The organism is Holdemanella biformis DSM 3989 (assembly GCF_000156655.1).
In the GTDB taxonomy this organism is placed as follows: domain Bacteria; phylum Bacillota_I; class Bacilli_A; order Erysipelotrichales; family Erysipelotrichaceae; genus Holdemanella; species Holdemanella biformis.
Genome location: NZ_DS996839.1, coordinates 70,338 through 91,574 on the forward strand (window position 1 = coordinate 70,338; position 21,237 = coordinate 91,574).

Here is a 21,237-nt window from a genome sequence, read left to right on the forward strand (position 1 = left end):
GGGCACAAAAAGCTAAACTTGAAGCAAGAAATCATACAGTAAAAAAAATCAATCTGGCGCTTTTAGAAAAAGAAATTCCTAAAATTAGAAGCATGACGATACAATCTCCGGATGAGTTTTGTAATAAACTAACGCAAATATTATCGAACTGTGGTATTGCCTTGATTTTTTTACCCCATCTAAAAGGATCATTTCTACATGGTGCGACATTTTATGATGGCAACAAAATTGTCATAGGTCTAACAGTACGTGGAAAAGATGCAGATAAATTCTGGTTTAGTCTATTTCATGAAATAGGACATATTTTAAAAGGTCATATCAATCAACTTGAAGGCACTTCACAGCAAGATGAAAAAGAAGCAGATGAATTTGCATCAAACATCCTTATCCCACTAGATGAATTTAAATCATTTATTTCAGAAAAAAACTATACAAAATCCAATATTATTAAATTCGCAAATAAATCAGGAATAGATGCTGGAATATTAGTAGGAAGACTACAAAAAGAACATTATGTAAATTTTGACACATTTAACGATTTAAAAAAGAAATATAAAATAGTAAATATATAAAAAGTTCAGCAAAATTGCTGAACTTTTCATTTTACTCTTCTACGATTTCACTTAAACGATCAATACCCACTTGAATACGACGCAATGTTTCATCTTTACCTAAGATAAACGCAATTTCAATCGCTCCACCTGGAGTAAATTGTTTACCACTAACAGCCGTACGAACTGGCCACAATACTTGTCCATTCTTCATTTCCAATTCTTTTGGAAGAGCCAATAAACAATCATGTAAAGCTTCCATACTATCCCATCGATCAAATGCTTCTAAAGCAGCTTTGCTGGCTTTTAAAGCTTTTAAGGCAATCTCAGGATTTGTCTTCATCTTCTTATGACGATACATTTCTAAATCATAATCCACTAATGTATCAAAGAAATCAACACTCTCTTCGATTTGATTCAAGACATCAATACGAGGTTGAATGATTTTTGCGATTTCCTTTAAGTTATAAGGTCCATGAACCGCTTTTTCTAAGTATGGACGAACTGTTTCATAATAAGTATCTTCATCCATATTTCTTAAATAAACACCATTCATCCAAGTCAATTTATCAATATCGAAAATCGCTGGAGATTTAGAAATACGATGAATATTAAACACTTTGATCAATTCATCTAAAGTATAGATTTCCTGTTCAGTTTCAGGGGCCCAACCAAGTAAAGCAATATAGTTCATAATCGCATCTGGCAAATATCCTTTCGCAACTAAATCTTGGAAAGAAGCATCCCCGTTACGTTTTGACAATTTGTGGTGCTCATCCTTCATTACAGGAGGTACATGCACATATGTAGGACGATCCCATCCATATGCATCATAAATCAAGTTGTATTTAGGTGTACTTGATAAATATTCATTTCCACGAACAACATGAGAAATCTGCATCTGGTGATCATCAATAATATTCGCAAAGTTATAAGTTGGATATCCATCTGATTTAATTAAGATCTGTTCATCTAGAACATCTCCATCCACTTCAATACGACCATATACTTCATCATCAAAATATGTTTCACCCACATTTTTGATTGTTTGACGAATGACATAAGGTTCACCCGCATCTAATTTAGCCTGTACTTCCTCAGCGCTCAAGTGCTTACAAGGATCATTGAACTTAAAAGAAATACCTAAGCTTTCAGCTTCTTTTCTTTGAGCCTCAATCTCCTCTTCACTACAGAAACAATAGTGAGCTCCACCTAATTTGATCAATTCTTCCGCATACCCTTTATACATAGGTAAACGTTCACTTTGAACATAAGGACCGAAGTCACCACCAATATCTGGTCCTTCATCCCAATTCAAACCACACTCTTTTAAAGTTTTATAAATAACATCTACAGCACCTTCTACTTTACGCTCTTGGTCTGTATCCTCAATACGCAATAAGAAGTCGCCACCTTCGTGTTTGGCAATTAAAAATTCAAATAAAGCCGTACGCAAATTTCCAATGTGCATATAGCCAGTTGGACTCGGCGCAAAACGAGTTCTTGTTTTATTCATAGTCTATATCATCCTTTCGCTCTTATTATAATAATACGAAACTAAAATTCTTTCAATACACCTAGAATCAAGTCTAGCTTTTCTTTTCGCGACAATTGTTTGATCCTATACTCCAATTTCATTGCCGAAGATTTAGAATCACACTCTTTACTATATACCAACCTGCAAGGTCTTCTTGCCCGCGTATATTTTGCACCCCTACCCAAATTATGCATCTTTAAACGATGTTTTACATTTGTTGTATACCCCGTATAATACGTATTATCCTTGCATTCTAATATATAAACATAAGCCTTTGTATCCATATGCCTATATTAACACAAAAGTAAGACAAATAAATGCCTTACTTTCTTAGTTTTTTATTGATTAAATGTAAAAGAATCACAAGTGCAACTAATCCTAAAGTCACATAGATATTTCCATGATATTCAATCCCTGTTGGAACATGAATCTTTCTATTTTCAAACTCAAATACATTCGAATCCAATTTCTTTGAATCCACATACAATGAACCATCAACCACTTTTACACAAAGCACTCGATCCGATTTATCATATCCCTTTGGAGCCTTTGTCTCCTTTAAATACATTTCTTGATTGCGCATTAAAATCGAAATTTTACCACTTCCCTTATACGAAGCAATCTTTTCTTTACAATCCTTGTCTTTGTAGCTTGTAAATTCAATCTCATCTAAAATTTCCTGTTTTGTCTCCTGATCTACCTTTTTTAGAATCAACTTTTCAAACGGACTATGCTTTGGATAAACAACCACACTATAAACAAGTTCATCCTCTTGCCATTGCGGAACACTAACTAACATTGGACGCATATTTTCATATCCACAAATATCCACAGGATCTATAAAATACAAGCCTTGCTCAATATCTTCTACTTTGGCAATCCCTTTAGAATCTGTTTTAACATGTAAACCCTCCACATCTTTCTTTTGGATCTCATCACACAAATTTTCAATTTGTTCAGCATTGAATTCCACATTAAAATCTACATCTAAATCTTGAAACGCATCATTCAACACAAAATATCCATCTTTAAGTTTTGCGACTTGCACAAGCTTAAAATCCACATTTTCCTTCGATAAATCATCGATCGAATCTTGTAATTCAATTGTGATTGAAGCAAGACTATTCGCATGGATTGGCATAATACTACATAAAAACATCATGATAAATAGAACTATTTTTTTCATCTTCTCACCACCTTAAATACAATCAAGAATACAACTGGAATGATTAGAAACAAAAATTCCCGCATCGAATACGATTTTCTTGGCTGATTCTTCTTTTTAGGAAATATACGCTTTGCCTTCACAACCAACCTTTTCGTATTGATACCATATGGCGTACATGTAACTAAACTTAAAAGATCTTGATCCTTTTCAATTGCCATATCCAAAATATCTTCTGGTTCTACCACAAAACTATCCACAACTTCATAAGCCAAAGTTTTCTTACAAACGTGAATATAGATTTGATCCTTCTTCTTTAATTCATCTAAACGCGTAAAAAGCTTCGCACTTGGCAAACCACGATGCCCCGTCAATATACAATGACTATTTTTACCTCCTACAGGTAAACTTGAGAATTCAAAATGCCCAATGCCACGATTTAATACTTCATCACTCGTACCATGATAAATGGCTAGATCAACATCAATGACTGGAATCTGGATGGTGGCCATGATTTGTGTGGAAGTAAAATTCAAAACCGTGTCATAATTTTCTCTTTCTTGATTCAAAAATAATTGTTGATTGTATAGTTCAGCATTTAAATACGCATCCTCTACAAGCTTTTCTTGCGTTGTATCCTCTTCAAGATAAAAACTTGAAATTACATTTTCCATGCGGCTTTGAAACACCAAATTTAAAAGGATTGGTAATACACAAAGTAAAAAGCCAAGAAAGAATAATACATTATTCTTCCCTTTTCTTTTTACATACATAAACCATAATGCCCGCACCTGTAACTACACACAAAACCGTGCCAAAAGATCCTGTCACAGGAAGTTTTGTACCTGTTTTATTAATAACTTTTAAACCAATGATCGCATCCGACTGACTTACATTCAATGGTGTATTAAAACTTGAAGCCTCTAATTTCAACAAACCATCTCCATTTGAACGATAGTTATTTCGATTTTCAACAAACTTAGGCGAAATCGTAAGCTCAATTGGCTTTTGCAACAATTGATATCCAGCCGGCGCTTTTGTTTCTTTTAAATAATACGTACCTTGATCTAAACCATAGATTTCAAATTCACCATTCGCATTTGAGACAATATCTTCACTTTGACCATCCGTAACGACATAGCCACTATCCGTTTTCTTCATTTTCACTTGATCACGCATAGCCGCATCACGATACATTTTAAAAGTAGCTCCTTTTAACTTTACATTCTTCTCATTACTCTTTAACCCATTCAATTGATATGTATAGCACACAACACAATCCCAAGGCGATTGTCCCTTCGATTCATTTTGTGGATCATTTGAGAAATTTACACGAACCTTATTTTCAAATCCTCTTTTAGAAATTTTAGGTGCCGCATTCTCATTCAAATAAGCCGTGTACGATAAAACTATAGAATCTCCTTTATTGATGTTAGGAATTTGTTTTAAATCTGTAAACGTAATTTTAAAGCCACGATCCGTTGCAGTATATGTATACTTATTTTGAACAACGAATTGATCTTTGATTTTTAATCTCACACTATCCGCTCTTAAAGATAAACATGGATCCATTTCATCCTCAAACTCAAAGAAATATGTTTTATATCCACTCATATCTGGCACTTTCGATACATATTTAAATGGAATATCTTGATTGATTTCAAAATCACCCATATCGTTCCAACCAATCGAATTGTCATCTTCATATACCTTTTTTTCAACACTTGGATAATCCGACTTGATCTGCATGACGACTTTTGGACTTGCCGTATTCACCATCGTCAATGAACTTGCACCATGTGTATTGATAACATTGGTAACTTCATCAATCAAATAAAATCCATACGCCAATTTATCAATCACAATATTCCCATTGACATCTGTACTTTCTACATGAATGATATACGAATCTAAATTCATAATTGCATTTTGAACTTGCTCGATAAACTGACGATACTCACTTTGATTGTTTGAATTATTTAATGAGCGCATATAATCAAGCACATCTTGATCATCTACACTCCGATTCAATTTAGTACTTACAATTTGTTTGATTTTATAAGCATATACAGGATTTAATGTATAACTAGTAGAGGCATTATCACTTGAATTTTCTGCATCAAACAACTTATACATACGGAAAGTTTTTCCATTCATCGGCTGATTATCATGAGCCTGAATGACAATACTTGCACTTCCTTCTTCAAGCATACAAACCCCATTTGTGACTTCCACTCTTTTATCTTGTGCATATACAGGTGTTGTCACTAAAGACAACATCAACAATCCTGTATAAATCAAATTTCTTTTTTTCATTCCTTCTCCTTCAATTTCTTAGCCATCAAAAACATACCGATCACACTCATAAATAAAACTTTTGCACTACCCGTATGCGGAAGCTTCACCATTCTCTGATTGATAAACTCCATATTTACCGTTCCATTTTCATATAAACCATTTACTTTTTCTTGGTTGATATATACATCAAATTGGTTATTTACGGGCACAAAATCTGTATTTAAACAATACACTTGTTTATTCATTCGATAACCTGCAGGAGCCTTTACTTCCTTTACATAATAGGTTTCCTTATTCTTTAAACCATCAAATACCACAACACCATCTTGCGTTGTCTTTTCTTCTACACACTCTAGACATTTCTCATCTTTAAATAAGCCAAATACGGCACCATTTAAAAGTTCATTTCGATCATTCTTCTTTTGAATCTTTAATGAGAAAGGTCTCACTTTATTTTCCACTTTAATTACAGAATTAACGCCTGTAATACTTCCATTTTCTAGAACCTCAAATTCAATTGGACTTGCATCCAACACATACCCATCGATTGTTTTAAATTCTTGTAGCGTATGTTTACCACTTGAAAGAGCCACAAATTCAATTTCACCCTTTTCATTTGTGGTATCTTGCCCAATATAAGATGATCCATTCACAAAATGCTTAAAGGTCACATTCGACAACGGAATATCTGTACCTTCTTGCACCTTTACTAGTTTTAAGTAATTCGCTTTGTCCACTGCATTAAAATATTTAAAACTGTTAAAATGTGTCGACATTACATTCTTTTCTTCAAGCTTTTGAACAAAGATTGTTGGATCTAATAAATAGCCTTTAGGAGGCACAACCTCTTGTACTGTGATCGTTCCTAGTGGTAAACAAACCATTCCATCCACATCTTTATAGAAGGCATCTCCACTAATTTTATGTGCATCATCCATTAAGATCTTTCCATCGGCATCTGTTTTCATTAGCCACGTACGCAATGGAGATTTAGCACTTGATTCCTGATCATAAAACTTGAATTCATATTGCGCATCTTTTAAAGGTTTAGATTGATCATCCTTATCCTTTTTGACTAACATCAAATTCACAAGATTTGTATAAGGAATATCCGATACAGCCACTTCTACAACTTGATTGCTCTTTACGTCCACAGGATACACCGTATCATTTTTGGCATATCCCTTTGGTGCACTGATTTCACGAACATAATATTTCGCAACACTTAAATTCGAAATGACATTGGAATTTCCTTTTTCATCAAGAAGAAATTCACCCATCTTCTTAGTACAACCAGAATCACTGTATAAACCATACTTTGCATCTTTTAATGTATACATTACATTGTTTGTGCTTACATCACTCAATTGACTGCTCTTTTTAATTTGAACACTTCCCTTAGGACTATTTACACCATATGCCAATTTTTGAATGCTTGTCATGACACCTTGCCAGTTATAAGCTTGTCCTGCAACATCGACAAAATACACATCATAACCACTTGGTTCCGCTTTTGAAGTGACCTCATTCCATAAGGCACTGACCACATTATTCCAGTGATACCCATTGGAAAGCGCCTTACTGATACAATTTGACGAATAAGCATTCGAAACCAATTCATCCGTTAAAACAATGGCAGCACTTTCGCCATAACGACTCGTCAATATATCACCTGGCCCGTTATAGCCATAATATAAACATTTTTTCAAATTCGCATTACTTACTAAATAAGGATCGGATGTAACACTTCCACTCGATGGATTGGCATTCAATCCTTGTGCACAAAAGGCATAGTGTGAATTCGATAATTGATATAGACAATTGGCAAGATAATATCCATTACGATCTGTATAGCGATGATGGAAAACATTTGTGACACTTTGAGATCTAGCCATCATAAAACTAGAACTCGATTCGAATCCAGCACAATATCGGTCGAGTATCATCAATCCATTTTGCATCAAATATGCATCGGCATACTCATCATAGAAATCCTCTTCTAAAATGTAGTTTTCATCACAATAGTCGACTAACCCATAGGTTTCTGCCTTTTCTTTTCGCAACTGAATAAATTCAGGCGTATTTACATTTTGCTTACTATATTCATCCATCATCTCCATTTCTTTTTCACTCAAACGATATGTTGTTGATTCATTGGCATGCACCATTGTCAAAGAAAGAAACAACACCATAAGAATACTCATACATATATAAATCTTCTTTTTCATTTCTTCACCCCCTTGTTTATATACTCTTTTCTTCTCACCTATAATTGTGACAAGCCAATGTGAAAAGAACGTGAATTTCCATCAATTTCAAACGATTGAACCTATCTGATCTAAAACGCAAAAAAACAAGTGCATTACATAAAAAAACACTTGTAAAAATATAACCAATAGTGTATTATAAATAGGCGCATTGGGGTATAGCCAAGCGGTAAGGCATCAGACTCTGAATCTGACATTTCCTTGGTTCGAATCCAAGTACCCCAGCCATGCCTAGTACAGAGAAGAGATTCTCTGTTTTTTTTTGCATTTCCGACACTATACCAACATTACCGCCAGTATTTTGTCGGTATAATACTAAAAAAGAGAGCCTAGGCTCTCTATATGTGTGAATTAACGATTGAAGAAGAAATTAGGAATTTGTTCATCATTCGAGTTGTTTTCAACACTAGTTACAACACCTGAATTTACAGGAGCTTGAACTTTTGGTTCTGTAAATAATGCATCATTCGCAACTTGTTTGATGACTGGTTCAGTACGTCTTTTACGTTGTTTTTCTTTTGGTTCTTCAAATCCTGTCGCAATAACTGTAACGATGATCGCATCACCCAATTGTTCATTGATTGCGATACCAAAGATGCAGTCAACATCTCCACCAGCAGCATCCTGGATTACAGATACAGCATTTTGAGCATCAAATAAGCTAACTTTGTCACCACCCGTGATATTTACGATAGCTGATTTAGCACCAGAAATTTGTGCTTCCAATAATGGAGATTGGATTGCCTTTTCAGCAGCAGAAATTGCTTTGTCTTCTCCTTCTGCCATACCAATACCAATCAATGCACGTCCTTGGTTTTGCATAACGCTACGAACATCCGCAAAGTCTAAGTTAACCAATGCAGGAACCGCAATTAAATCAGAGATTGTTTGAACACCTTGACGTAATACATTATCTGCAGCTTGGAATGCTTCTTCGATTGGTTTACGTCCAATCACATCTAATAAGTTGTCATTTGATACAATGATCAATGAGTCAACATATTTTTTCAATTCTTCAATACCATCTTTGGCATTGTTTGCACGACGACGACCTTCAAAAGTGAATGGGCGAGTCACAACCGCAACTGTTAAAGCACCTTCTTCTTTAGAAATCTTTGCGATTAATGGAGCAGCACCAGTACCTGTTCCACCACCCATACCAGCAGTGATAAATACCATGTCGCTTCCTTTTACTGATTCGCGAATTTCAGCTTCACTTTCTTCAGCTGCTTTACGTCCATATTCTGGATTACCACCAGCACCTAGACCTTTTGTAGTTTCTTTTCCTAAAACGATTTTATTATCGCAAGGAGAATTTTTCATTACTTGTACATCTGTGTTGCAGATATAGAAATCAACACCTTTAACACCATCAGCAACCATGCGGTTAACGGCATTGGATCCACCACCACCAACACCAAATACTTTAATATTTGCTACTTGATTAAATTCAGTCATATAATATTTTCCTCTCTTTTTATTCTTCTTCCGCTAAAATAGCATTCTTTAATTTCTTTGTAAATCCACCTTCAACACTTGATGCCTTTTGATTGATTGAATCAATACTTGCTTCCAATTCATTATTGTTAGCACTAATTCGATCATCATGGTGAATACGATTGATATCTTGCCAAGCATATGCCATACCTAAGCCACATACAAACGCACCATCTCTTGCACCAATTGCTTGTTCTTGATAGATCATTGCACTCGCATTGAAAGATTTATCTAAATCCTTCAACACAGGAATATTACTTCCTTGTCCGGTAATGACATATCTAGATTTTCCTTGGCGAACAATTGGTAAACATGCATCATTGACAGCTGCAATCCATTGACGAATACGAGGTAAACAAGCTTTCGCAAGTTCATTTGCCGTAATCTCAATACGCATATCTTCTCTTTGTTCAATATAAATGATCACATCACTATTTTCATCTTCTTGACCTGAGAAAATATTTTGCAACAATCTGTAACATACTTCATCACTCAACTTATATTTCTTTTGAATATCTTCAATAAACCATAAATATCCAAAATCCAATGTTGTACAAGTCATCAAACGACCTGTGCTAAACAAAGCTAAAGTAGAATGATTCTGTTCCAAATCAATTTGAATTGTAACTCTTTCTGTACTCTGTGTTAAAGCAGCTGTTTCCTGACCAATCGCAAATGAATCTAAACATAGATCTAAGATTTCAAGATTTGCCTGTTCAACACAACGAGCATATGAATAAATCGTTTCCTTATCCGCATATAATAAATCTACATCCATCATGAAATCTTCACATTCCTGATTCAATGGAAGCTTTTGACTTACTGTACCATTTACTTCATAAGTAACCTTATTCGCATTTACAAATTCTACATCTTCATTCAATCGTTTTTGAATCGCGTTTTTATATCCTTGCTGAATATGGAATAAACGAATGTTCTTCGTTCCATCTTCAATTTGCACACGTACCTTTTGTGAGCTACGCATTACATTTACACTAGGAACAGCCAATAATACACGTTCAATTCGGTATCCTAAAGCTGCCTGTGCATTCGTTATAGCTTGACGAATGGCTGTAACAATAGCACTTTCATCGACAATCTTTTGATTTTTATCTACACCTGAACAAGCAACTCTTTCTGTTCTTAAAACGTTGTAACGAGCTTCAAATATCTCTAAAACGATAAGACGAATCTCTTGATCAGCAATTTCGATAGCCGCATAAACTCTTTTCTTACTCATTCGACGTCTCCTTTTTACATACTACTTAACAATAATACCATAATTGAATTAAAAATAGAAGGCTAGTCTTTAAAATCAAATAAGAAAAAACAGGAGTATCCAAGCCTAGGATACCCCCTATATTGTTAATTTGCCTCCAACATTTTAAATGCTTTTTCCTTAAATCTTTTCTTACACAAATAATAATCCACCAATAAAATAATCAATGAAAAATCCACCTGCACCGGAAAGAACATTTTAAACAAAATACAAAGAAGTAAAGATAAACCATCCAAATAGATAAAGTCACGAACTAGATTATATCTTTTTAAAGTACGATACTTTGTACGAACATTAATAAACGAGAATACGAATGCTAAACAACCAACAATCGCATCCACACTAAAATTAACCACATAACTCGAAAACAAGACAGCCTTTAAAAAGAACAAAGTCAAAGTCACACTCATCACAAGCATCATGTTACAAATCTTTAACTTTTCATCATCCCGACAAACCATCTTTTCCGCATGTTTTTTAAAAGAAGAACTCTTAGAAAATTGACGATACAAACGATCGATCTTCTTATCAAAATCATCCTCTTTTTTATTTTGGACAATTTCAATCATCAATTCCTTTTTCGCATCGATCAAATCCGACTTCTCTATTCTTTGAACAATTACTTCTCTAGACATACCGATTCAGCTTCATCGATCTGCACATTTGTTTCATAGAATTCCTTCAATGCGATAATCGCATATTCCGTATCCTTAACACCGGCTGTTTCAAAACATGAGTGCATCGCAAGCTGCGCTAAACCAAAATCAACCGCATGAATACTTACCTGCGTATTTGATAAGTTACCAAGTGTAGAACCACCTACACTATCACTACGGTTCGCAAAACTTTGTACTGGCACATTTACATTTTGACAAACCCCTGTAAATAACGCACGACTAAACGCATCCGTTGTATATTTCTGGTTTGCACTTTCCTTAATGACAATACCACCATTCATTGTGACATAGTTAACGGCATCTGTCTTTTCAGGATGATTTGGATGAAGTGCGTGTGCATTATCACAACTTACTAAGAAAGTTTTTGCGATAGCCTGATAATACTCTTCTTCCGTTTTATGTAAACCATTATTGATACGGTGCAATACATCTTTTAAGAAAGTAGACATAGCTCCTTGCTTTGTATTTGAACCCACTTCTTCATTGTCGAAGCAACAATATACATTAACACTCTTCTCATTTTCAGCCTCCATAAAAGCCTTCAAAGAAACGAATGCACATTGTAAGTCATCCAATTTAGGACTTGAAACAAATTCATTTTCCAATCCCCAAACTAAACCTTTTTGACGATTGACTAAGAATAAGTCTTTACCTAAAATATCTTCTGCCTTAACATTTAATTCATCCGCAACCATCTTGTCAAAAGCACCCTTTTTAAGTGCACCACAAGAGAACATAGGACATAAATCGATTTGACGATTATATTTATAACCATTATTCACTTCACGATTAAAGTGAATAGCCACATTTGGAATCATCAAAATATCTTTGTCGATATATAATAATTTAGATTCAATCTTAGAACCATTACGAACAAGCACACGACCTGCAACACTTAAAGGACGATCAAACCAAGTATTATCGATCATACCACCATAAGCCTCTACATCTAGACGCAAATATTCTTTTGGTCCTTCAAGCTCTGGCACACTCTTTACTTTATAAGTCGGAGAATCCGAGTGACTTGCACACATTTGGAAATGATAAGATTCTAGATCCTTACCTACCTTAAACGCAATCAAACTTGAGTGGTTACGAATTGTATAATATTTTCCACCCGCTTTAACATCCCAAGCACTAGATTCAGGAAGATATGTAAATCCATCTTCTTCTAAATAAGTACGAATCGTTTTGATTGAATGAAACATACTTGGACTTGACTCAATAAATTGAATTAATTCATTTGAAATTTCTACTGTATTCATTATAAAAACATCTCCTCAACTATATATAATTATCCACAAATATGAAGAAAAGGCAAAATTAATTTTTTGCCTCTTTTTTCTTGATTGCTGGTAAAATCAAACCTAAAGCTGTTAATACAACTGGAGTGATAATATTTAAGATTGTTGTATACATATCGCCTGCTTTATACATACCAAGTAAGCAGCAAGCAGCCGTTAATACAAAGCACCATGCACCAAATACAATCGCAACTGTGTTATTCTTCACAAATTTATAGTCACGGTGGAAAATATCTGTTTTCTTACGCAACATAACATAAGCGAAGAATACCCATAAGTAACGCATTGGCATTGTTACTGAGTTTAACTGTGTCAACTGACGAAGTACTGTATCTGCATTTGGAACTAAAGCTTGAGCTAAAATGATTGCACCTGCAAGAATATCAACCATGATGATACCATTTGAATAAGCACCTGCATCATTTTTGCGCAATAACTTAGACGGAATATATTGACGAGCATCTTCGTTATCCAATAACATTCTCAAAGGCGCATCAATACTAATTACTAATGTAGAGAATTGTCCAATACAGTTACAAGCTGCATAAACAATCATCAACACATTACCCATACCATAGTATTCACCTAATCTTTGGAATGCCCAATAAGAACCATTCGCATTATATGAGTCAAAGTTCGCATCGATTACAGCTGGATCAAACATCATACCCATTGCGATTGTACCAAAAATAGCACAAATGATAACCATGATAGCCGCAAAAATCATACTCTTAGGGAAACCTCTTGAAGGATCTTCAACTTTATTTACATAAGGTGAAATCTTTTCACATCCACCAACCGCAAATACTAAGATTGACAATGAACTGAAATATTTCCAGTCAAATGTTGGAATTAAGTTTTTGAAGCTGAAATCCATAGCTAAATATCCACCATTTGGATTGATTGCTGGAGCTGCAAACATCATTACGATATAAAGAATACTCATAACGAACATACTAGAACCAGCAATTGTTGCCATTTTCTTCAATGGATTTAAACCACGACTTGCTACATAACTGAATAGTAATAATACAGCTAATGTCGCAAACTGAACAGCTTTTGTGTTAAAAGATGCATAAGTTTCTGAGTTTTGGAAGATCATCCAGCTTAATGCTTTTAAACCACCAGAACCCTTTGAAGCAATGTACGTAATGTGACATGCCCAATAAGTCCAACCTGCATAGTATGCAGCCTTAGGACCTGTTGTTTCGTGAATCCAAGAACTTACACCTCCACCTGAATTTTTGAATGCTGAACCTAACTCACCTACCATTAAAGCATAAGGTACGAAGTAAAGCACAAACATCAAAATCCAAGAAAAGATAACTTGAATTCCGTTGAAGTACATAAATCCGTTTAGTACGTTTCCAAATCCCCAAAGTGTAGAAAAGCACATAAACGCAAGTGTGTACCACTTCATTTTTTGTGAATCATTCATTTTACTCTCTCCTCTTTCACTGTATATATAATTTTCATATATAAAAACGGTTTTGTCAACTCTCATTTACATGTCCCACCAAAAAAAGCGCCTATAATAGACGCTTATTCTAAAGTTACCTCAATCTTTGTATCCGTAGAAATCGTAGTACCCTCTTCAACATTTTGACTTGTTACTTTACCATAACCACTCGTTTTTATACCAATCCCCGTCAACTGCCAGAACACCGTAATATCCTTACGCGTCCAACCCGTCATATTTGGCATTGTGATCTTACTGCCATTTGTCAACACAAAGATACGATCATTTGAATTGATTGTGATATTCGCATCCGGATATTGACCCACTACACTTGTGCCATCACCAATCACTTCAAAATGCACTTTTTTATCTTTCATCTTCTCATGTGCATAATCAATCGTATGATTCACTAAACTTGGCATCGAGTAGCTCTCCCACTTCTCATACGTATCTTCTGTCTGTGTTGTAGGTGTTGAAGAAACACCATAAGTCTGCAACGTATCGCGCATAATCTTTTTAAACGGTTCTGCCGAATACGAAGTAATATTTGTCGAAACCAAGCCATAGTACACCATGACTTTTGGATCATTTGCAGGAGCTGCTGCCATAACACTTGAAGTATGATAATCCGGATCATATTTACCTAAATTTTCATTATAGATCTGTGCCGTTCCCGTTTTCATCAATAAATCGATACCATCCATTTTAAAACGATGACCACTCGCTCCTTCATCCGTTACATGCGACATCAATTCCTGCACTTCTTTTGCGCTTTGAGATGATATCGGTGTACCCACAGCCTTTTTCTTATACTTCTTTACAGTCTGTCCTGTATCACTATCCACAATCGAATCAATGACATAAGGACGCATCATTGTTCCATCGTTAAAAATGGAAGTATAAGCCTGACAAAGCTGCAAAACAGTAATTGAACTTGCCTGACCAAATCCAGTCGACAAATAATCGGTGGGAAGTCCCACATTCTTTACACCTAAAGACTGTGCTACATAAGGCGTATTTACCTTTTGAAAGAATCCAAACTTATCTAAATAATCACAATACTGACTATAATTGACATAATTAGCCAACAACTCACAAATCCCCACATTACTTGAAAAAGCCAAGCCCTGATCAAATGTGATCGTACCAAAATCTTCATCTAAGGCATCAGCAATATATGGATATGGCGTTTCTGTACCAATCGCAACACGAGAAATCTTTGCGGTATTTGGATCATAGTTATACCAAAATTGATAAGATTGAAAAGTTTGATTATAAGGATACACATTTGTATCCATTGCAATCGCATATGTAAATGGCTTCATTACCGAACCAGGCTCATATGTACTTGTACTAATCGCATCTTGATAGCTAGGAATTTCTTTATGTTCATTCTGATCAAATGTAGGATAGCTTGCCCAAGCCAAAACTTTACCTGTTTCCACTTCCATCACAATACACCATGCTGATTTCGCATTTTCATTTTCCATCGTAGCCTGCAATTGACTTTCAACCGTCGACTGCAAACTTGAATCTAATGTTAAAACAACATCATTTCCATTTTTAGCTTGTTCAATCACTTTCGTCGTACCCGGAAGCTTAGAACCATCCACTGTCTGTTGATATTGTTCCGAACCATTTTTCCCCTTCAACAATTCATTTAACGATAATTCAAGTCCCATTTTACCTTCAATAGATTGCGTTTCTTCATCAAAAGCTGCAAATCCAACGAGATTGGAAGAATAAGGAGTAGCAGGATAATAACGAGATACCGCATCAATAAAGCCAATACCATCAATCTTTAATTTTTTGATTTCCTTCATGGCACTTTTTTTGATACGCTTCGTACCCGCACCCAATTCTGTTTGCGATTTTCCCGCCTTTTTTGCCGACTTCATAATTTTAATAAGCGTCTTCTCATCCACTTCATCACCTAATACACTCTTTAATTTTGTAGCTGTAGACTCAATATTCTTTACATAATTCGGATTTCCATTGGCATCTACAACTCCCGAATCTAAATAGGCAACGATTGTGTAGGCTTTACTCTGTTGTGCAATGACAGTATGATTACGATCATAAATCGTTCCTCTTTTTGCCGTAACTGTCTTTTCCACAATACTTGATGCGATACGTTTATCCAATACATCTTTTTGCGACCATAAATGCCTATGTGTGACCATAGTGAAAAGAACATTAGCTACCACTAATGTTCCAATAAATGCCATCCGTAAAATCATTTTAAAGAGTTCATTATTACTTTTTCGAACCGACATTATACATCACCACTCCATCTAGTCATTTATTACATATATATTATTTTCATTATCAGAGACTTCATTGTCAAGCATTCCTAACAATCTGCCCTTTTCCTGTAACGTATTGACTTCGTTTTGGAGCTCTTCTACAGTTTGTTCCTTTTGAGCAATCTCACTAGTCAATTCACTTTCTTGAACTGAAAGCGAAAGATTCATCGAACTTACATATGTTTTTGATGCGAAGTAGAAGACCAATGACAACACAAATAAAGTTAAAACAAGTGCACCTGTTAAATTAAACTTTCTTTGCATATGCATCATCCTTTCTTCTCTATCCCTCTTAGTTTTGCGCTATGCGCCCTATTATTCATTTCTAATTCTTCACTACTTGCTAAAACCGGTTTTCGATTTACCAGCTGATATTCTAAATTTTCTGTCCCCACTTGTGGCAGCCTCTTATTGACCTTTTTGGCAACGGCCACCTCTTTAAAAATCTCTTTTACAATTCGATCCTCTAAAGAATGGAATGTAATAACCGCCATTCTTCCATGTGGATTCAACATCGTTAATCCATCATGCAATACAGTCTCTAATTGTTCTAATTCATGATTTACTTCAATACGAATTGCCTGAAACGTTTGTTTCGCTGGATGCCCCTTCTTTCTTAAAACAGCCGCTGGAAGCGCCGATTTAATCACATCCACCAATTCAAATGTCGTTTCGATTGGTGCAATTTCTCTAGCCTTACAAATCTTGTCAGCTATTTTTTGTGCAAATGGCTCTTCGCCATAACGCTTTAAAATACGAATCAAATCTTCTTTATCATACGTATTCACTACAACATAGGCATCTAATTCTTGCGATTGATCCATACGCATATCTAAGCGTGCATCCCAACGATAGCTAAATCCCCTTTGTGCATCATCGAATTGCGGGCTTGATACACCCAAATCCATAAATATACCATCCACAAAATTTACACCACGCTTAGCTAATTCACTCTTTAAATTTTCAAAAGGAGAATGAATCAAAGTAAATTGATCTCCAATTGCCTTTAAACGCGGCATGCTTTCATCAATCGCATTTTGATCACAATCAAACGCATATAAATGTCCACTTGTTAAACGTTTCAAGATTTCACTACTATGTCCCCCTCGACCTAGTGTGCAATCTACATAGATCCCATCTTCTTTTATTTGTAGCATGTCAATCGATTCATTCAATAATACACTAATATGTTCCATTCATTACTACCCCATAATTTCTGATAAGTGTTCGGCCGCTTCTTCAAAAGATGCACTCTGCTCTTCTTCTAAAGCTTCCCAGCGTTGTTTAGACCAAATTTCCAAATGGTTCGCAACACCTATAATCAAACATTCTTTTTCAAGAGAAGCCAAGGCGATTAAAGAGGATGGAATTAAAATTCGACCCTGACTATCCATTTCACATTCTGCTGCTTTTGACAACATCATACGCTGATACATACGTGCGTCTTTATTTGTCGAAGGCAAAGTTGATAGCTTTTGATACACTTGCTGCCACTGCTCTACCGTATAGACATACAGGCATCCATCAAGTCCTCGGTTTACGACAACATGTTCACCTAGTTCCTCACGAAACTTTGCTGGCATAATCAATCGCCCCTTACGATCTATGTTATGCGCGTATTCCCCCATGAACATGTGTCTTCACCCCCACTCTATGACACAATGTGCTACTTTGTACCACTATAATACATCATTCTATCTAAAAACGCCACAAGATTATCAAAAATTGTACTAATTTTTTTATTTCATAGTTAGTCAAATAATAACCTCATATTTAACCCTCATTTGTTGTTTGATTGCGCTTACACGCCTATTTTTAGCGATTTTCTTTTGACAAACATATACACTCTGATATAATTCGAACGTACAAGGGAGAGATGATATGAGTTTTCTATATTTTATTTTGGGACTTTGTCCCATTTTGTGGCTAATATTTGCGCTAACCGTACTTGGATGGCCCACATATAAAGCTGCCTTTGGTTCTTTAATTATTTCCGCACTATTATCTATAGCGATTTGGCAACAAAGTTTTCTTAATACAATGACGGCTGCTTGTGAAGGTTTCTTAATGGCTTTATGGCCTATTATTGTTGTGATTATCGCAGCTGTATTTACATATAATTTGTCATTACGTACACGCGGCATGGAAATCATTAAACAAATGATTACCAGCGTTTCAAGTGACAAACGAATCTTAGTTTTATTAGTTGCATGGTGTTTTGGAGGATTTATGGAAGGTATGGCCGGTTTTGGAACTGCCATTGCCATACCTGCAAGTATGCTTGTAGCTTTAGGTTTTGAGCCTTTATTTTCATGCTTAGTCTGCTTGATTGCCAATGGTGTTCCAACTCCATTTGGATCTATTGGTATTCCAACCGTTACTTTGGCAAATCTAGTTGGACTTGAAAATGCACAACTTGCATTTACGCAAACACTTCAATTAGCTCCATTTATGTTGCTATGTCCATTCTTAATTGTCATGGCAACAGGAAAAGGTGTTAAGGCATTCAAAGGCGTTACAGCTGTAACTTTGGTATCAGGACTTAGTTTCTTGATTCCACAAATGATTGTCGCTAAATTTGTAGGGGCTGAACTTTGTGTTATCGTTGGAAGTGTATGTTCATTATTATGTACAATTCTATTAGGTTCAAAAGTTAAGCCAAATCCAGAATATGAAATGAAGCTAGAGACAGCCGAAAAAATCACTGTAAAAAAAGCATTCACAGCTTGGTCACCATTTATCTTCATTTTTATCTTCTTATTATCCACTTCAAAATTAGTAGCTCCAGTCAATACATATTTATCTCAATTCGCATCAACAGCTACTATTTACACAGGAGAAAATCCAAGTACAATGACATTTACTTGGATCAACACACCAGGTGTATGGATCTTTTTATCGGCAATTCTAGGTGGATTGATTCAAAAAGCTACTTTTAGAGATTTTAAAGTGGTATTTATTGCCACAATCAAACAAATGTCACAAACCATTATCACAATGCTATGTGTACTTGGATGCGCTAAAATCATGGGATATGCAGGTATGATCGCAAGTATCGCATCCTTTGCGATTGCTGTAACTGAAAGTTTCTACCCATTCTTTGCCCCATGGATTGGATGTTTAGGAACATTTGTGACGGGTTCAGGAACAAGTTCAGGTGTATTATTTGGTGCTGTACAAGAAAGTGCTGCTCAAAGTTTAAATGCCAATCCATATTGGATCGTCGCATTAAATTCACTAGGTGTTGCTGCTGGTAAAATGTTATCACCACAATCCATCGCAATTGCACTTAGCAGTGTAGATGGACAAGGACAAGATTCAAAACTATTATCAAAAATCTTACCATATGGTGTTGCCTTCATTATCGCAATGAGTTTTGTGGCTTATTTTGGTCAAAAGTTCTTCTAGTTAAAAGAAAAAAAAATGGCTTAAGGAAAATTCCTTAAGCCATTTTTATTGCCTGTACAGCTACACATCCAGGACCGCCCTGCGTAATAAATGCAGGAGATAAAGGATAAATCACAACTTTTGCGCCATCAAAAGTTTCATTGATTTTCTTTTCAAACATCATTGCCAATTCTTCATTAAACGCATGAGAAATGTAGAATGTATAATTTGAATCAAAACCATTATTTTTAAAATCTTCTACCACCATATTGACAGCCTTTTTATAAGTACGACTTACACCAAACTTATCTAAACCTATGCCATCTACGCCTTTTTTCAAAATTGGAATTAATTTTAATGCGCCACCCAAAGTAGCAGCCAACCCTTTGATTCTTCCACCACGAACTAAGAATTGAAAATCTACAGGAACTAAATAAGACTCTTCCTGCATACGACTTTGTACGATCATCATCACGATGTCTTTGCTAGTCGCCCCATTACTAGCCATTTCTAAAGCCGTATCCACCATTAAACGATGAGGTCCACATAATGTTTGTGAATCTACTACATGAACTAAATCTGGATTGTCACAAGAATTTTTAGCCATCATAGCCGTTTGATACGTACCACTCAGTCCAGATGCCATTGCGATATCAATGACTTCATCTCCATCTTTAGTCAATTCATTATATAAGTCTATCTTTTCACCTAGACTTGGCTGTGATGTTTTTGGAATCTTGTGCTCTTCAATCATCGTTAATAATTGTGTACTCGTGATATCCTCAAAATCTCGATATGTTTGTGCATCAACAGTAATATTCAAAGGAACAATCGACAACCCTTTTTTCTTTGCCGATTCAATCGAATACAAAGTCGACGAATCAGAAATAATATGAATCATTCTTTTTTTACCTCTCTTTAGATAAACAATAATATAGATATAACAATAAGTCAATACATCTAGTATTAATTTCTAGATTGTGTAACAATTTATTTTATGTTATACTATGATTATGAAAAATTATACATTTCCTAGATGGAACGACTTACCTGAAATTGAACTCTACATGGATCAAGTCATTACTTATATGAATGACAAATTAAAAGATACCTATTTCTATGATGAAAAGTTCATCACAAAATCTATGATCAACAACTATGTCAAAACCGGTATTGTTCATCCTCCCGTAAAAAAGCATTATACAAAAAGTCATTTAGCTTACTTTTTAGTTTTAACCATTCTAAAAAGATGTTATTCTATGCAACAAATCACATCTTTACTTCATATTTATACAAATATGAAAGATTCAACAATTGAACAAGCCTATGACTTATTTATATCGCGATTTGAAAGTTCATTAAATGACGTCTTTGAAAATAACCGTAATACAATTGAATTTGAAAACGCCAACCATGAACAAGAACTCATGGATAATGTCATTCAATGCATCATCTATAAGATGCATACTGAGTACACCTTAAAAAAATACGAACTAAAATAGAGAGAAAT

19 protein-coding genes and 1 tRNA gene are annotated in these 21,237 nt (G+C 35.2%); 4 read left to right on the plus strand and 16 right to left on the minus strand.

All coding sequences use genetic code 11. The annotated features are described in order from the left end of the window. Positions 1-572 (plus strand): ImmA/IrrE family metallo-endopeptidase (locus EUBIFOR_RS13080; protein WP_003863969.1); only part of this gene is annotated, 572 nt, incomplete at its 5' end. A gap of 31 nt (positions 573-603) precedes the next feature. Here EUBIFOR_RS13080 and gltX read toward each other — a convergent pair. Genes gltX through EUBIFOR_RS00770 form a run of 6 tightly spaced genes read right to left on the minus strand, consistent with a single transcriptional unit; the run spans position 604 to position 7,779 of the window. Beyond that, on the minus strand, positions 604-2,067 hold the full coding sequence (gene gltX / locus EUBIFOR_RS00745) for a glutamate--tRNA ligase (protein ID WP_003863970.1): 1,464 nt from the start codon (positions 2,065-2,067) through the stop codon (positions 604-606). Positions 2,068-2,108: 41 nt separating this feature from the next. Beyond that, the gene (locus EUBIFOR_RS00750; protein ID WP_003863971.1) at positions 2,109-2,372 is read right to left on the minus strand and encodes a GIY-YIG nuclease family protein; all 264 of its coding nucleotides are present in this window, start codon (positions 2,370-2,372) and stop codon (positions 2,109-2,111) included. Positions 2,373-2,410: 38 nt separating this feature from the next. Further along, on the minus strand, positions 2,411-3,274 hold the full coding sequence (locus EUBIFOR_RS00755) for a SpaA isopeptide-forming pilin-related protein (protein WP_003863972.1): 864 nt from the start codon (positions 3,272-3,274) through the stop codon (positions 2,411-2,413). Further along, positions 3,271-4,026, minus strand: coding sequence for a class C sortase (locus EUBIFOR_RS00760; RefSeq protein WP_003863973.1), 756 nt, complete (start codon positions 4,024-4,026; stop codon positions 3,271-3,273). Before EUBIFOR_RS00760 ends, EUBIFOR_RS00755 begins: the two co-directional genes overlap by 4 nt. After that, positions 3,998-5,569, minus strand: coding sequence for an isopeptide-forming domain-containing fimbrial protein (locus EUBIFOR_RS00765; protein WP_003863974.1), 1,572 nt, complete (start codon positions 5,567-5,569; stop codon positions 3,998-4,000). Before EUBIFOR_RS00765 ends, EUBIFOR_RS00760 begins: the two co-directional genes overlap by 29 nt. Further along, complete coding sequence (locus EUBIFOR_RS00770; protein WP_003863975.1) at positions 5,566-7,779, minus strand: SpaA isopeptide-forming pilin-related protein; 2,214 nt, start codon at positions 7,777-7,779, stop codon at positions 5,566-5,568. Before EUBIFOR_RS00770 ends, EUBIFOR_RS00765 begins: the two co-directional genes overlap by 4 nt. A gap of 191 nt (positions 7,780-7,970) precedes the next feature. On the opposite strand from EUBIFOR_RS00770, the gene EUBIFOR_RS00775 reads away from it, so the two are divergent. Beyond that, a tRNA-Gln gene (locus tag EUBIFOR_RS00775) sits at positions 7,971-8,046 on the plus strand. Positions 8,047-8,169: 123 nt separating this feature from the next. Here EUBIFOR_RS00775 and ftsZ read toward each other — a convergent pair. From ftsZ to mraZ, 9 genes are all read right to left on the minus strand, one after another. Beyond that, positions 8,170-9,276: a cell division protein FtsZ gene (ftsZ, locus tag EUBIFOR_RS00780; RefSeq protein ID WP_003863976.1), complete on the minus strand. Its 1,107-nt coding sequence runs from the start codon at positions 9,274-9,276 to the stop codon at positions 8,170-8,172. 19 nt (positions 9,277-9,295) lie between these two features. Beyond that, positions 9,296-10,555: a cell division protein FtsA gene (locus EUBIFOR_RS00785; RefSeq protein ID WP_003863977.1), complete on the minus strand. Its 1,260-nt coding sequence runs from the start codon at positions 10,553-10,555 to the stop codon at positions 9,296-9,298. 125 nt (positions 10,556-10,680) lie between these two features. After that, a complete protein-coding gene (locus EUBIFOR_RS12015) occupies positions 10,681-11,229 on the minus strand; it encodes a hypothetical protein (protein WP_003863978.1) in 549 nt (182 codons plus the stop codon). After that, entirely contained in the window at positions 11,214-12,536 is a 1,323-nt protein-coding gene (locus EUBIFOR_RS00795; RefSeq protein WP_003863979.1) for a M18 family aminopeptidase, read from the minus strand. The genes EUBIFOR_RS12015 and EUBIFOR_RS00795 overlap by 16 nt, the downstream gene beginning before the upstream one ends. 58 nt (positions 12,537-12,594) lie before the next feature. Next, on the minus strand, positions 12,595-14,013 hold the full coding sequence (locus tag EUBIFOR_RS00800; RefSeq protein WP_040465990.1) for an amino acid permease: 1,419 nt from the start codon (positions 14,011-14,013) through the stop codon (positions 12,595-12,597). A gap of 104 nt (positions 14,014-14,117) precedes the next feature. Beyond that, positions 14,118-16,310 (minus strand): penicillin-binding protein, encoded by a 2,193-nt coding sequence (locus tag EUBIFOR_RS00805; RefSeq protein ID WP_003863981.1) that lies wholly within the window; start codon positions 16,308-16,310, stop codon positions 14,118-14,120. Between the two features lie 18 nt (positions 16,311-16,328). Continuing rightward, positions 16,329-16,604 (minus strand): hypothetical protein, encoded by a 276-nt coding sequence (locus EUBIFOR_RS00810; RefSeq protein WP_147346091.1) that lies wholly within the window; start codon positions 16,602-16,604, stop codon positions 16,329-16,331. Positions 16,605-16,609: 5 nt separating this feature from the next. Further along, positions 16,610-17,536 (minus strand): 16S rRNA (cytosine(1402)-N(4))-methyltransferase RsmH, encoded by a 927-nt coding sequence (gene rsmH / locus EUBIFOR_RS00815; protein WP_003863983.1) that lies wholly within the window; start codon positions 17,534-17,536, stop codon positions 16,610-16,612. Positions 17,537-17,542: 6 nt separating this feature from the next. After that, entirely contained in the window at positions 17,543-17,974 is a 432-nt protein-coding gene (gene mraZ, locus EUBIFOR_RS00820) for a division/cell wall cluster transcriptional repressor MraZ (RefSeq protein WP_003863984.1), read from the minus strand. A 247-nt stretch (positions 17,975-18,221) separates the two neighbouring features. On the opposite strand from mraZ, the gene EUBIFOR_RS00825 reads away from it, so the two are divergent. Then, the gene (locus tag EUBIFOR_RS00825) at positions 18,222-19,748 is read left to right on the plus strand and encodes an L-lactate permease (RefSeq protein WP_040465992.1); all 1,527 of its coding nucleotides are present in this window, start codon (positions 18,222-18,224) and stop codon (positions 19,746-19,748) included. A gap of 34 nt (positions 19,749-19,782) precedes the next feature. Here the strand turns inward: EUBIFOR_RS00825 and EUBIFOR_RS00830 are convergent, their stop codons facing one another. Continuing rightward, positions 19,783-20,628 (minus strand): DegV family protein, encoded by an 846-nt coding sequence (locus tag EUBIFOR_RS00830; protein ID WP_003863987.1) that lies wholly within the window; start codon positions 20,626-20,628, stop codon positions 19,783-19,785. Between the two features lie 112 nt (positions 20,629-20,740). Between EUBIFOR_RS00830 and EUBIFOR_RS00835 the strand changes: the two genes are divergently transcribed. Further along, positions 20,741-21,229, plus strand: coding sequence for a DUF1836 domain-containing protein (locus EUBIFOR_RS00835; RefSeq protein WP_167528765.1), 489 nt, complete (start codon positions 20,741-20,743; stop codon positions 21,227-21,229). The last annotated feature ends 8 nt before the right edge of the window (positions 21,230-21,237 follow it).